This is a genomic window from Streptomyces qaidamensis, assembly GCF_001611795.1.
Lineage (GTDB): Bacteria > Actinomycetota > Actinomycetes > Streptomycetales > Streptomycetaceae > Streptomyces > Streptomyces qaidamensis.
On record NZ_CP015098.1, the window covers coordinates 5,384,122 to 5,397,775 of the forward strand.

The 13,654-nt window shown below is 71.9% G+C and carries 12 protein-coding genes; 10 read left to right on the forward strand and 2 right to left on the reverse strand.

The features are described 5' to 3' along the window. Positions 1-32: 32 nt before the first annotated feature. Together A4E84_RS23940 and A4E84_RS23945 are read right to left on the reverse strand one after the other, a co-directional pair. The gene (locus tag A4E84_RS23940; protein WP_062928551.1) at positions 33-1,394 is read right to left on the reverse strand and encodes a sensor histidine kinase; all 1,362 of its coding nucleotides are present in this window, start codon (positions 1,392-1,394) and stop codon (positions 33-35) included. Between the two features lie 413 nt (positions 1,395-1,807). Next, a complete protein-coding gene (locus A4E84_RS23945; protein ID WP_062928552.1) occupies positions 1,808-3,034 on the reverse strand; it encodes a sensor histidine kinase in 1,227 nt (408 codons plus the stop codon). A 227-nt stretch (positions 3,035-3,261) separates the two neighbouring features. Here A4E84_RS23945 and A4E84_RS23950 point away from each other — a divergent pair, with 227 nt between their 5' ends. The 10 genes from A4E84_RS23950 to A4E84_RS23995 are packed head-to-tail and all read left to right on the forward strand — an operon-like array spanning position 3,262 to position 13,486. Then, positions 3,262-3,669: an NADH-quinone oxidoreductase subunit A gene (locus tag A4E84_RS23950; RefSeq protein ID WP_031116983.1), complete on the forward strand. Its 408-nt coding sequence runs from the start codon at positions 3,262-3,264 to the stop codon at positions 3,667-3,669. After that, positions 3,660-4,298, forward strand: coding sequence for an NADH-quinone oxidoreductase subunit B (locus A4E84_RS23955; protein ID WP_062928553.1), 639 nt, complete (start codon positions 3,660-3,662; stop codon positions 4,296-4,298). Before A4E84_RS23950 ends, A4E84_RS23955 begins: the two co-directional genes overlap by 10 nt. After that, entirely contained in the window at positions 4,295-5,704 is a 1,410-nt protein-coding gene (locus A4E84_RS23960) for an NADH-quinone oxidoreductase subunit C (protein WP_062928554.1), read from the forward strand. Before A4E84_RS23955 ends, A4E84_RS23960 begins: the two co-directional genes overlap by 4 nt. Continuing rightward, positions 5,701-6,669, forward strand: coding sequence for a complex I subunit 1/NuoH family protein (locus A4E84_RS23965; protein ID WP_062928555.1), 969 nt, complete (start codon positions 5,701-5,703; stop codon positions 6,667-6,669). The genes A4E84_RS23960 and A4E84_RS23965 overlap by 4 nt, the downstream gene beginning before the upstream one ends. Positions 6,670-6,671: 2 nt before the next feature. After that, positions 6,672-7,361: a 4Fe-4S binding protein gene (locus A4E84_RS23970; protein WP_062928556.1), complete on the forward strand. Its 690-nt coding sequence runs from the start codon at positions 6,672-6,674 to the stop codon at positions 7,359-7,361. Next, complete coding sequence (locus tag A4E84_RS23975; RefSeq protein ID WP_062928557.1) at positions 7,358-7,996, forward strand: NADH-quinone oxidoreductase subunit J family protein; 639 nt, start codon at positions 7,358-7,360, stop codon at positions 7,994-7,996. The genes A4E84_RS23970 and A4E84_RS23975 overlap by 4 nt, the downstream gene beginning before the upstream one ends. Then, positions 7,996-8,394, forward strand: coding sequence for an NADH-quinone oxidoreductase subunit NuoK (gene nuoK, locus A4E84_RS23980; RefSeq protein ID WP_033309011.1), 399 nt, complete (start codon positions 7,996-7,998; stop codon positions 8,392-8,394). The genes A4E84_RS23975 and nuoK overlap by 1 nt, the downstream gene beginning before the upstream one ends. Next, entirely contained in the window at positions 8,391-10,385 is a 1,995-nt protein-coding gene (locus tag A4E84_RS23985) for an NADH-quinone oxidoreductase subunit 5 family protein (protein ID WP_062928558.1), read from the forward strand. The genes nuoK and A4E84_RS23985 overlap by 4 nt, the downstream gene beginning before the upstream one ends. Positions 10,386-10,391: 6 nt before the next feature. Beyond that, positions 10,392-11,966: a complex I subunit 4 family protein gene (locus A4E84_RS23990; RefSeq protein WP_062928559.1), complete on the forward strand. Its 1,575-nt coding sequence runs from the start codon at positions 10,392-10,394 to the stop codon at positions 11,964-11,966. Beyond that, on the forward strand, positions 11,963-13,486 hold the full coding sequence (locus A4E84_RS23995) for an NADH-quinone oxidoreductase subunit N (RefSeq protein ID WP_062928560.1): 1,524 nt from the start codon (positions 11,963-11,965) through the stop codon (positions 13,484-13,486). The genes A4E84_RS23990 and A4E84_RS23995 overlap by 4 nt, the downstream gene beginning before the upstream one ends. Positions 13,487-13,654: the final 168 nt, after the last annotated feature.

Here is a 13,654-nt window from a genome sequence, read left to right on the forward strand (position 1 = left end):
TCACGGCTCGCAGGAGCCGGGCCCCGCGGACGTCACCGCACGTGCTCCCCCCGCCACGGCAACTCCGCGGTCACCCGGGTCGGCCCGCCCGCCGGCGAGTCCACCACCAGGATCCCGTCCACCGCGTCGAGCCGGTCCGCCAGCCCCGCGAGACCCGACCCCTCGGAGACGTCGGCCCCGCCCACACCGTTGTCCACGACCTGCAGCATCAGCCGGTTCTCCGTCCGCCACACCTCGACGCCCGCCCAGGTGGCCCGCGCGTGCTTGCTGACGTTCTGCAGCAGCTCCGACACCGTGAAGTACGCGATCCCCTCGATGGCCGGCGCCGGCCGCTCCGCCAGGTCGACCTCGACCCGCACCGGCACCGTGCACCGCGACGCCACCGCCGACAGCGCCGCGTCCAGCCCGCGGTCCGTCAGCACCGCCGGATGGATCCCCCGGGCCAGGTCGCGCAGCTCCTGCAGCGCCGTCTTCACCTCGCCGTGCGCCTCGTCCACCATCCGCGCGGCCGCCTGCGGATCCTCCTGCAGCTTCTCCTTCGCCAGCCCCAGGTCCATCGCCAGCGCCACCAGCCGGGCCTGCGCCCCGTCGTGCAGGTCCCGCTCGATGCGCCGCAGGTCGGCCGCGGCCGTGTCCACCACGACCCCCCGGTCCGACTCCAGCTCCACCACCCGCGACGCCAGCCGCGACGGCCCGAGCAGCCCGTGCACCAGCAGCCGGTCCACCATCGTCAGCGCCCGCACGATCCACGGCGAGGCGATCGTGAACAGCAGCCCCACCAGCGCGGTCACCGTGATCTCGAAGGGGTTGTCGAGGTAGATCCGGTGCGTCTCGTCGCCGTACAGCTGGAGCCCCTCCTGACCGGCGTACACCGGGAACACCCAGAACCACAGCGGGTACGTCAGCAGCGCCCAGCCCAGCACCCACACGTTCACCGCGACGACGAACGAGAACACCGCCCAGGGCAGGTGCAGCACCGCGTACAGCACGGCCCGCCACGAGGCACCGCTCCTGAGGACGGCCCCCATCCACGCCATCGCGCCCGGCTTCGTCATTCGCAGCGGCTCCGGCTCGGCCACCTCCAGGCCCAGCAGCCCGCGCGCCCGCATCCGCTCCAGCGCCCCGAAACCGCGGCACCCGGCGAGCCCCGCCGCCAGCACCGGTATGCCGAGGAACGTGACCAGCAGCCCCGCCCCCAGCGACACCATCGTGACCGCGTAGGTGAACAGCAGGATGCTCATCGGCAGGCTGAGCAGCACGTGGGTGAGCTCCAGCCAGGTGCGCAGCTCGACCGGCGCCCGCAGCGCGGCGGGCAGCCGGTACCGCCGTTCGGTGCTCCCCGGGAGCCCGGGCCCGCTGTCGAGCCCGTACCCCTGTCCGTACTCCGTGGCCATCGGCGCCGTCCTTCTCCTCGTCCCGCGGCTGTGCTCTCGTACCTCCACCCTGCTCCGCCGCAGGTCGGCGGACCATGGAGTCCGTCGGTGTCTTGGACGGGGGGTTTTCCCTACCGTTCCTCAGGCGCAGCACCTTCTCGTCGCCGGTGGTCAGGCCCTTGAGGCGGTCCCGGATCGCGACCGCCGCAGGGCCGGGCACCACGAACGGCGCCGCCACCTCACGCGACCCGCCCACCCCTGCCACCCCACCACCGGCATCGAAGACCCTTTCGCCCCGCCCGACGAGCTCCCCGCGCAAAGGTCATGCATTCGACGGGCGAACTACTGTTCAAGTCGACCGGAAGTCCGTCCACACACCCCGACGGCCAGGCACCGAAGCTCACTCACCCTCACGAAAGCGCACTCGTGCACGGTCAAGTGGCAGCAGGTCCGAACCCCCGCGCCCCGGACCGGTCACGCCACGGCAGTTCCGCCGTGACCGTCGTCGGGCCGCCCACGGGTGACTCCAGCACGAACAGCCCGTCGACGGCGTCCAGCCGCTCCGCCAGGCCCTTCATCCCCGTACCGCCGTCGAGGCTCGCGCCCCCGCCCCCGTCGTCCCACACCTGGATGAGCAGCCGGGTCTTCGTCCGCCACACGTCCACCGAGGCCGACTTCGCCCCGCTGTGCTTGCTGACGTTCTGCAGCAGCTCCGAGACGGTGAAGTAGGCGATGCCCTCGATGGCCGCGGCCGGCCGCTCCGGCAGATCGACCGTCACCTTCACCGGGACCGTGCAGCGCGAGGCGACCGAGGACAGGGCCGCGTCCAGGCCACGGTCGGTCAGGACCGCCGGATGGATGCCGCGTGCCAGATCCCGCAGCTCCTGGAGCGCCAGCTTCACCTCGCCGTGCGCCTCCTCGACCATCGCCGCCGCCGCGTCCGGATCCTCCAGCACCTTCTCCTTGGCCAGGCCCAGCCCCATGGCCAGCGCCACCAGCCGGGCCTGCGCCCCGTCGTGCAGATCCCGCTCGATGCGCCGCAGGTCGGCCGCGGCCGTGTCGACCACGACCCCCCGGTCCGACTCCAGCTCGGCGATCCGCCGCTCCAGCTCGTCGGAGGGCGACAACAGCGCCCGCACCATGGCCCGGTCGGCGTTGGTCAGCCCCCGCGCGATGAACGGCAGCACCGGCCACAGCACGAACAGCGAGACCAGCGTGACGGTGAAGGTGAGCACGCCCCACGGCAGCCGGATGAACTCGTACAGCACCGTGCGCCAGCCCACCGGGTCCTTCAGCTGCATCCACAACCGCTGGAAGAAGCCGCCCCCGCCGCGCAGCCGCAGCCGGCTCGGCTCCTCGATCCGCACCCCGAGCAGCGCCCTGGCCCGCGCCCGCTCCATCCTGCCCAACTGCCGCGCACCCACGAGTCCGGCCGCGAGCAGCGGGAACCCGACGACCGTGACGGTCAGCCCGAAACCGATGGACATCATCGTCACGACATAGGTGAAGCCGAGCAGCGCGACCGGCAGGTTGGCCAGCAGGTGCGCGATCTCTTTCCAGGTGTGCCGGTCATAGGCGAGCCGGGCGGGCGGCGGACGGTCGTCCGGCCGGGCGGCCCCCCGGGCCGCCGTCGTGCCCGGGGACGGGATGCGTTGGGTCATATGCGTTAGCGTGCCCGGCGGCGGGCGGCGGCGCCATGAGGTGGGCCGCCAGGATCAACTGAGGAAAACCCCACCCTCGCGTGCCGGGCCCGTGACGGGCTGCTTACCCTGCCTTTATCAGGGCCTAGACTCCCGTGCGTACAGATCGTCGAACGGCGGCGTCCGAGTGGGCCCGCAGCATCGTCGCAAGGATCCAGGTCCGAATTCTGAGGGAGCGAGGGACGGACGTGCCGGAACCGACCGTCGTCACCACGACCGTCGTCGCGGCGGACTACTTCCAGTCCTATTCGGTCGTCGGCCTGCTCGCCGTCGTCGGCGTACTGTTCGTCGCCGTCGCGTTCGGGGCCGGCCGCCTGCTGCGGCCCGTGGTCCCCACCCCGGAGAAGCTCCTGACGTACGAGTGCGGCGTCGACCCCGTCGGCGAGGGCTGGGCCCACACCCAGGTCCGCTACTACGTGTACGCCTTCCTCTACGTGATCTTCGCCGTCGACTCGATCTTCCTGTTCCCCTGGGCGACCGTCTTCGCCGCCCCCGGCTACGGCGCGACGACCCTGGTCGAGATGTTCATCTTCCTCGGCTTCCTGGCCGTCGGCCTGCTCTACGCATACAAGAAGGGCGTCCTGACATGGACGTGAACCCCTCGGCGCCCGAGCCCGTCCTGCTGCCCGAGCCCAAGCGGCTGGGCGCCCTGGCCCGCCTCGCGCCCGAGCCGATGAAGGTCGTCCTCAACTGGGGCCGCCGCTACTCGCTCTGGGTCTTCAACTTCGGCCTCGCCTGCTGCGCGATCGAGTTCATCGCCGCGTCGATGGCCCGCCACGACTTCATCCGCCTCGGCGTCATCCCGTTCGCCCCGGGCCCCCGCCAGGCCGACCTGATGGTGGTCTCCGGCACCGTCACGGACAAGATGGCCCCGGCCGTCAAGCGCCTCTACGAACAGATGCCGGAGCCGAAGTACGTCATCTCCTTCGGCGCGTGCAGCAACTGCGGCGGCCCCTACTGGGACTCGTACTCCGTCACCAAGGGCGTCGACCAGATCATTCCGGTGGACGTGTACGTGCCGGGTTGCCCGCCCCGCCCCGAGGCACTGCTCCAGGGCATCCTCAAGCTCCAGGAGAAGATCGCCCGCGAGTCGCTGGGGGAGCGGTACGGCAGCGGCGCCGGCCGTCCTTCTGCGTCGGCACTGCAGAGCGGACTGGTGCAGCCGCCGGCGCCCGCTCCCGGCCCCGCCCCGGGCTCGGACCCGACGCCGGGGGAGGGACGATGACCGCCGTCGGCTGGCTGCCCTCGGACGCCGAGGAGCTCTTCGGCCCGGACGCCACGGCCGAGGAGTCCTACGAGGTCCTGACCGTCGAGGTACCCCCGGCCGCCTGGATCACCGCCCTGGAGACCGCCCGCGACCGGCTCGGCTGCACCTACTTCGACTGGCTGAGCGCGGTCGACGAACCGGGCACGGGCTTCCACGTCATGGCCCACGTCGCGGCCCTGTCCCCGCTGCGATGCCTCCTCCTGCGTACGACGGTCCCTCACGAGGCTCCCGCCCTGCCCTGCGCCGTCGGCGTCTACGCGGGTGCCGCCTGGCACGAGCGCGAGACGTACGAAATGTTCGGCATCACCTTCGAAGGCCACCCGGCGCTGGACCACCTGCTCCTGCCGGAGAACTTCGAAGGCCACCCCCTGCGCAAGGACTTCGTCCTGGCCGCCCGCGTCGCCAAGGCCTGGCCCGGCGCGAAGGAACCGGGCGAGTCGGAACACGGCGGCCCAAAGCGCCGCCAGATGCTCCCGCCCGGCGTCCCCGACCCCAACGAATGGGGCCCCCTCAAGGGCCAGCTCCCGCCCGCCCCCACCCGAGGCGCGGGCCGCGCAGGAGGCGACCGCCCCACCCGAGGCGCAGCCCGCCCCGCAGGGGAACGCCCGGTACGGCGCGCGCGCTCGGTGTCGGAGGGCTCCGCCAGTCAGTCGGCGGCTGGTGAGGGGACGCCGGCCGGCGGCGCGGAGACGCCGACCGGCAGCGCGGGGGCTTCGGCTGGTGGTGCGGGGGCTTCGGCCGGTCCGCGTCGGGTGCGTTCTGCCGCTGAGGGTTCGGTGAGCCAGTCCACGCCAGGTGAGTCGGCGGCTCCGGCTCCGGCGGGCCCGCGGCGCAACCGCTCGGCGTCGCAGGGGTCGGCGAGTCAGCAACCCGGTGGCCCGGCATCGCCGGAGCCCGGCTCCGCGTCCCCCGCGACCGGCCCCGAGTCCGCGAGGCCCGGTTCCGAGTCCGCGAGGCCCGGTTCCGCGTCCCCGGCCTCCGATGCCCCCTGGCACCACGCCCGCCCGGCCTTCGACGAACCGGCCCCCGAAACGGCACCGGAGGCAACGAAGTCACCGGCCCCGGGGCCGTCGGAGGGGTCGCCGACCTCGCCGGCCTCCGAGCCCGCGGGGGCACCGGAGTCCTCGGAGACACCCGAGAGCCCGGACACACCGGAGTTCTCGAGCCGACCCGAGAGCCCGGATGCCACGCACGCCGCGGATGCCGCGGATGCCGCGGATGCCGCGGACGCCACGGATGCCGCGGACGCCGCGGATGTACAGGACTCGGTGACGGAGCCGCAGCCCACGGATGACGACGTCAAGCCCGCCGGCAGCCCGAACAAGCCCGACAATCCCGAGGACCCCGCAGGAGGCCCGCAGTGAACGACGTGCTCGACGTCGCCCTGCGACTCCTGATCGTCTTCGTCGTCTTCCTCACCTTCCCCCTGGTCATCGGCCAGACCGAACACAAGGTGATGGCTCACATGCAGGGCCGCCTCGGCCCCATGTACGCCGGCGGCTTCCACGGCTGGGCCCAGCTGATCGCCGACGGCGTGAAGTTCGCGCAGAAGGAGGACATCGTCCCCGCGGGCGCCGACCGCCGGATCTTCCAACTGGCCCCCGCCGTCGCCCTCCTGCCCTACCTCCTCGTCCTGCTCGCCATCCCCATCGGCCCCGGCGAGGGAGCCGTCGGCCAGGTCATCGACGCGGGTGTCTTCTTCGTCCTGGCCGTCATGGGCGTCGGCGTCCTCGGCTCGCTCATGGCCGGCTGGGCGTCGGCGAACAAGTTCTCCCTGCTCGGAGGCTTGCGTACCGCCGCCCAGCTCCTCGCCTACGAACTCCCGATGCTGCTGACGGCGGCCTCCGTGGCGATGGCGGCCGGGACCGTCTCCCTCCCCGGCATCCTCGACGCCTTCGAGTGGTGGTGGCTGCCCTGGCAGATCGTCGGCGCGATCGTCTTCTTCGTGGCCGGCCTCGCCGAACTCCAGCGCCCGCCCTTCGACATGCCGGTCGCCGACTCGGAGATCATCTTCGGTGCCTACACCGAGTACACCGGCCTCCGTTTCGCTCTCTTCCTCCTCGCCGAGTACGCCGGAATCGTCGTCCTGTGCGGGCTGACCACCGTCCTCTTCCTGGGCGGCTGGCACGGCCCCTGGGGCGCCGACGGCCTCGGCTGGGTCTGGACCCTGTTGAAGACCGCGGTCCTCGCCTTCCTCGTGATCTGGCTGCGCGTCACCTATCCCCGTCTGCGCGAGGACCAGCTCCAGAAGCTCTCCTGGACCCTCCTCGTCCCCCTCTCTCTCGCCCAGATCGCCCTCACCGGCGTCGTCAAGGTGGTGATCCGGTAACCATGGCTGAGTCGCTCCCGCCCAACCGGCCCCGCATCCCCGGCTCTGGGCTCGTCAAAGGCCTGGCCGTCACCCTGCGCACGATGACGAAGAAGTCCGTCACCGCGCAGTACCCGGACGCCCAGCCCGACCTCCCGCCCCGCACCCGGGGTGTGATCGGCCTGTTCGAGGAGAACTGCACGGTCTGCATGCTGTGCGCCCGCGAGTGTCCCGACTGGTGCATCTACATCGACTCCCACAAGGAGACGGTCCCGGCGGCGACCCCGGGTGGCCGCGAACGCAGCCGCAACGTCCTCGACCGCTTCGCCATCGACTTCTCCCTGTGCATGTACTGCGGTATCTGCATCGAGGTCTGTCCTTTCGACGCGCTGTTCTGGTCCCCCGAGTTCGAGTACGCCGAGACCGACATCCGCGAGCTCACGCACGAGCGGGACAAGCTCCGCGAGTGGATGTGGACCGTCCCGGCCCCGCCCGCCCTCGACCCCGGCGCGGAGGAACCGAAGGAACTGGCCACCGCCCGCAAGACCGCCGACAAGCTGGCGGCCCAGCAGGCCCCTCCGGTCACCGAACCGCACGCCGACGAGCAGGCCCGCGCTGCCGAACAGCCCACCCGCCCCCAGGGCGACTCCAAGCAGCAGACGGACCAGCCGAAGCCGGACCAGCCGAAGCCGGGGCAGGAGGGCTCGGAATGACCCTCGCCGCAAGCGCCGCTCTCCTCGCGACGGGCCCGACCACCGGTGCCGCCGCCGGAACCCACGGCTTCCTCTCCCCGACCGGCGTCGAGATCGCCTTCCTCCTCGTCGGCCTGGTCACCTTCGGCGCCGCGCTCGTCACCGTCACCACCCGGCAGCTGGTGCACGCCGCCCTGTGGCTGGTGGTCACCCTCGGCGGCCTCGCCGTCGAGTACCTCCTGCTCACCGCCGAGTTCATCGCCTGGGTGCAGGTCCTCATCTACGTCGGTTCCGTCGTCGTCCTCCTCCTGTTCGGACTGATGCTCACCAGGGCCCCCATCGGCCGCTCCCCGGACGCCGACTCGGGCAACCGCTGGGCCGCCCTCACCGTGGCCGTCGCCGCCGCAGCCGCACTGGTCTGGGTCGTCGTGGACGCGTTCCGCACGACCTGGATCGACCTGGACGGCCCCGCCGCCGGCTCCACCGAGGCCACCGGCGCGAGCCTCTTCCAGAACTGGGTCCTCCCCTTCGAGGCCCTCTCCGTCCTCCTCCTCGCCGCCCTGGTCGGCGCGATCGTCCTGTCCCGCAAGGCGAAGGCCGACGCCGCCGACCCGGCCGGCCAGGACACCGGGCGCGACACGGAAGGGGCCCGCTGATGCACCTCGCCTATCCCGCCGTGCTCTCCGCCCTCCTCTTCTGCACGGGCCTGTACGGCGTCCTCGCCCGCCGCAACGCGATCCTGGTCCTGATGTCGGTCGAGCTGATGCTCAACGCCGTCAACCTCAACCTGGTCGCCTTCGACGTCTGGCTCAGCAGGACCGCCGAGGAGACCCTGCACTCCGGCCAGGCCCTGACCCTGTTCACCATCGCCATCGCCGCCGCCGAGATCGGCATCGGCCTGGCGATCGTCCTCGCCGTCCACCGCAACCGCGGCACCGCGGACATCGACAGGCTCCGGGACACCTCCGAACGGCACGACCCCGACGGCACCGGCCACGACGCCCGCACGGCCGAGCCGTCCGACGAGGCCCAGAAGGCTGAGGCCACCGCGTGACCACGACCACCCTCGCCGTCCTCGTCCCCCTCCTTCCGTTCCTCGGCGCCGTCGCTGGGCTGCTCCTGGGCCGCACGGCCCCCGGCTTCGTCCGCCCGCTCGCCGTCCTGCCGACGCTCACCTCCCTCGCACTCGCAGCGCTCGTCGCCGTACGCCAGGGCGGCGACGCGGCCGTCGACTCGGCCACGGAACTCACCCCCACCGGCTCGGTCCCGATCGAGCTCGCCCTGCACATCGACGGCTTCGCCGCCCTCGTCGCCGTCCTGGTCGGCCTGGTCGCCTCCTGCGTGCAGATCTATTCGACGGGCTACCTGCGCGACGACCGGCGCTACCCCTCCTACGCCGCTCTCGTCTCGCTGTTCACCTCCGCGATGTTCCTCGTCGTCTACTCCGGCGACCTGATCGTGCTGCTGGTCGGCTGGGAGGTCATGGGCATCTGCTCCTACTTCCTGGTCGGCCACTACTGGGAGACCCCGGAGGCCCGCGCCGCCTCCCTCAAGGCCTTCCTGGTCACCAAGCTCGGCGACGTCCCCTTCCTCATCGGCCTGTTCGCCCTGGCCACCGACGCCGGTTCGTTCCGCATCACGCGGATCCTCGGCACCGTCGCGAGCGGCTCCCTCGACCACCCGACGCTGATCGCCCTGCTTCTCCTCGCGGGCGTGGCGGGCAAGTCGGCGCAGTTCCCGCTGCACACCTGGCTCCCCGACGCGATGGCGGGCCCGACCCCCGTCTCCGCGCTGATCCACGCCGCGACGATGGTCGCCGCCGGTGTCTACTTCATCGCCCGTCTCCTCCCGGTCTTCGAGGCCTCACAGTCCGCGATGGTCGTCCTTGCCGTCATGGCCGCCGTCACGATGGCCGGCTCGGCGCTCGCCGCGCTCGCCCAGGACGACATCAAACGCGTCCTCGCCTACTCGACGATCGGCCAGCTCGGCTACATGACGGGCGCCCTCGCCGTCGGCGACCGCGGGGCCGCCGTGTTCCACCTCCTGTCCCACGGCGCCTTCAAGGCGCTGCTGTTCCTCGCCGCCGGCGTGATCATCCACGCCGCCGGCACCAACTCGCTCGCCGCCATGTCCCGCATGCGGAACCTGCGCGACCGCGTCCCCGACGCCTACTGGACGATGACCGTGGCGCTGCTCGCGCTCGCCGCGATCCCGCCGTTCAGCGGCTTCTTCTCCAAGGAGGCCGTCCTCGGCGTCGCCGAGCACGTGGTCACCGGACACACCGAGCACGCACCCGCCGCGGCGGGCTGGATCGTCCTCGTCGCAGGCCTCCTCACGGCCGTGCTCACCGCCGCCTACGCGATGCGCCTGTGGCTGCTGGCCTTCCGGGGCCGGGGCACCGAAGCGCCCGACCACGGCAGGCAGCCGCTGACGATGACCGCCGTGCTGTGGGTGCTGGCCGTGCCGTCCCTGGCCCTCGGCGGGTTCACGTTCCGCCTGCTGCCCGACTGGTTCGACGGCCGGGACCTCAGCCCGACCCTGACCACCTCCGTGCTCGGCACGGGCGTGGCCCTGGTCGGCGGCATCGTCACCTACGCCGCCTGGCGGCACACCACCGCGCTCACCGCCCGCGTTCCGCTCGGCGCGGTCGCGGCCCACCCCGAGGGCGACGCCGCCCAAGTCGAGGCCGAGGCCATCGCCAGCCACGAGCCCGCCTACGGCGACATCGCCTACGCGCCGGACCCCGCCGACCCGGGACGGCTGCTGCTCGGTCCCCTGCACCGGCACGCGGCCGCCGGCTTCCACCTGGACGCCGTGTACACGACCCTCTTCGTCCGCCCGGTCCAGGCCGGAGCGAGCCTCGTCCGGTTCCTCGACCGGGAGGTCGTCGAGACCTACGTGCGCGGTGCGGGCGCGCTGCCCCGCTGGCTCGGCACCGCCGTACGGCGCGCCCAGACCGGCAACGTCCAGACCTATGTGAGCGCGCTGCTCGCCGGCACCGTCGTCCTCGCGGTCGCCGTCGTCCTCGTCGCCACGGGAGCGTGAGCAGGCGTGATCGATATCAGCGAGTCCGTGATGCAGTTCCTTCTGGCGTTCATCGTCGCCGGCCCGCTCCTCGGCGCCGCCGCGGCTCTCCTGCCCGCCCCGCCCGGGCTGAAGGGGAAGTCACCCGAGCAGGCCGTGCTCCGGCACGGGGTCACCGTGACCGGCGCGGTCCTCATCGCGGCGATCGTCCTCGCGCTCGGCTTCGACCACGACCAGCCGTCGAAGATGCAGGCCGGCACCGACATCAGCTGGATCCCCGCACTCGACGTACGCATCCACCTCGGCATCGACGGCATCTCCCTCCCCCTTCTGGTCCTGACCGCGCTGCTGACCTTCCTCTGCGCGCTCTACTCGTACTTCAAGATGCCTGCGGGGCCGACTCCCAAGGCCTTCGTCGCCCTGCTGCTCGTCCTCGAGTCCGGCACCCTCGCGACCTTCGCCGTCCTCGACCTGCTGCTGTTCTTCCTGGCCTTCGAGATGGTCCTCATCCCGATGTACTTCCTCATCGCCCGCTGGGGCGGCGAGGGCCGGAGCCAGGCCGCCTGGCGGTTCATCCTCTACACGCTGCTCGGCTCCGTGGTCATGCTGCTCGGCCTGCTCCTGATCGGGATCAAGGCGGGCACGTTCGACATGATGGCACTCGCCACTGACAACGGCCGGTCGCTGACCACATCCGTGCAGGTCATCGCCGTTCTGGCGATCGGGATCGGGCTCGCGGTGAAGACGCCGATGTGGCCGTTGCACAGCTGGCTGCCCGACGCCCACACCGCCGCGCCGACCGTCGGCTCGGTGCTCCTGGCCGGCGTCCTGCTGAAGATGGGTACGTACGGGTTCGTCCGGATCCTGCTGCCCATCGCGCCGGACGGGTTCCGCACCTTCGCGCCCTACCTCGCCGCCCTCGCCGTCGTGGGCATCATCTACGGATCCCTGGCCTGCCTGGCCCTCGCCAAACAGGGCGCGAAGGGCGACCTCAAGCGCCTCATCGCCTACTCCTCCGTCGGCCACATGGGCTTCGTGCTGCTCGGCATCTCGACGATGACCCCGACCGGCGTGAACGGCGCCCTGTTCGCCAACATCGCGCACGGCCTCATCACCGGCCTGCTGTTCTTCCTGGTCGGCGCCCTGAAGGACCGCACCGGCACCACCGACCTCGACACCCTCGCCGAGGAAACCGGAGCCGCCCTCTACGGCAAGGCCCCGCGCCTCGGCGGCCTGCTCGCCTTCGCCGCCGTCGCCTCGCTCGGCCTGCCGGGCCTGGCCGGATTCTGGGGCGAGATGCTCGCCCTGTTCGGCGCCTTCCAGCCGGCCGAGGGCCTCAACCGCGCGGCCTTCCTCACCTTCATGGCGATCGGCGCGTTCGGCACGCTGCTGACGGCCGCGTACCTGCTGATCGTGGTCCGCCGCGTCTGCATGGGCGCCGTGCCCCACGACGCTCCCAGGCTCACAGACGTCCGCTCGTACGAGTTCGCGGCGTGGACACCGCTCGTCGTCCTCACCGTCGTCGCGGGCCTGTGGCCCAAGGCTCTCCTGGGCCTGAGCGACCCGGCCGTCCAGCAGCTCCTCGCAGGAGGCACCCGATGAGCTCCCCGGCCCAGCCCCTGGCCGCCTCGCTGGTCCAGTCCGTCGACTGGCTCGCGATCGCGCCGCCCACCATCGCCGCGGTCGCCGGACTCGTCGTCCTGGTCGCGGACCTGTTCCTCGCCGAGCACCGCAAGACCCTGCTCGGCTGGACGTCGGTGGCAGGCCTGGCCGCCGCGACGGCAATGCTGCTGCCCCTGCTGGACGGCGACCGCAGCACCTTCTGCCTGACCGGCGACGCCGCCGTGTGCAGCTACACGGCAGACCGCTTCACCCTCGTCATCCAGTTCCTCGTCCTCGGCGGCGCCCTGCTCTCCGCCCTCCTCTCGGTCACCGCCCTGAAGGACGCCCGCAAGGAGCTGCCCGAAGGCGAGTACTGGTTCCTGCTGCTGTCCTCCGCGGCCGGAGCCGCCCTCCTGCCCGCCTCCCGCGACCTCGCGACCCTGATCGTCGCCCTGGAGGTCGCCTCCCTGCCCGCCTTCGCGCTGGTCGGCCTGCGGTACGGCGACCGGAAGTCCTCCGAAGCGGCCCTGAAGTTCTTCCTCTCCTCGGTCACCGCGACCGCGGTCAGCCTCATGGGCATCAGCTTCGTGTACGCCACCACGGGCACGCTTTACCTGACCCAGGTCGCCAACCGTGTCCAGAACGTCGACGGGCAGTTCCACACGCTCGCCCAGACCGGCGTCGTGCTCACCCTCGTCGGCTTCGCCTTCAAGACGGCCGCCGTGCCCTTCCACTTCTGGGTGCCCGACACCTACGTGGGAGCGCCCCTGCCGATCGCGGCCTACCTGTCGGTCATCGGCAAGGCGGTGGGCTTCAGCGGCCTGATCCTGGTCACGGTCGTGGCCCTCCCGTCCTACGCCGACGTCTGGGGCCCCGCCCTGGCAGCCCTCGCCGCGCTGACCATGACCGTGGGCAACGTCGGAGCCCTCCGCCAGCAGGCCACGCGCGCGTACAGCGCGGTCCGCCTGCTCGCCTGGTCCTCCGTCGGCCAGGCCGGCTACCTCCTGGTGCCGATCGCCGCCGCCGCGTACTCCGGGGACGCGGAGAAGTCGATCGGCTCCACCGTCGCCTACGCCCTGATGTACGGCGCCGTGAACCTCGGCGCCTTCGCCGTGGCCGCCCTCGTCGGCCGGACGAAGTCCCTCAACCGCGTCGCCGACTACCGCGGCCTGTACGCCTCCAGTCCCCTGTCCGCGCTGCTCCTGGCGTTCTTCCTGCTCTGCCTCGCCGGGCTGCCGCCGGGGATCATCGGCCTCTTCGCGAAGGTCACCGTCTTCTCGGCGGCGGTCGACGCCGGCCTCGGCTGGCTGGCCGTGATCATGGCCGTCAACGTCGTCATCGCGCTGTTCTACTACCTCCAGTGGACGACTCTGCTCTTCCGTGCCCCCGAGGGTGAGCCCGACAAGCACCGCGTCCCCGGCCCGGTCACCGCCGCGATCGCCCTGACCGGCGTCCTCGGCATCGCCCTGTCCGGCGCACCCCAGCTGGTCCTGCGCTTCACCGACACCGGGCTCTTCTGACGCTTCACCGGCACCGGGCTCTTCTGACGCTTCACCGGCACCGGGTTCTTCTGACGCTTCACCGGCACCGGGTTCTTCTGAACGGACCGGCTTCCCGGAAGACCGGCCGCTCACACCGCACGCGCGTGGTGCACTCGCTCCCACGCGTGCGTGCCGCGGTCGTTGCCG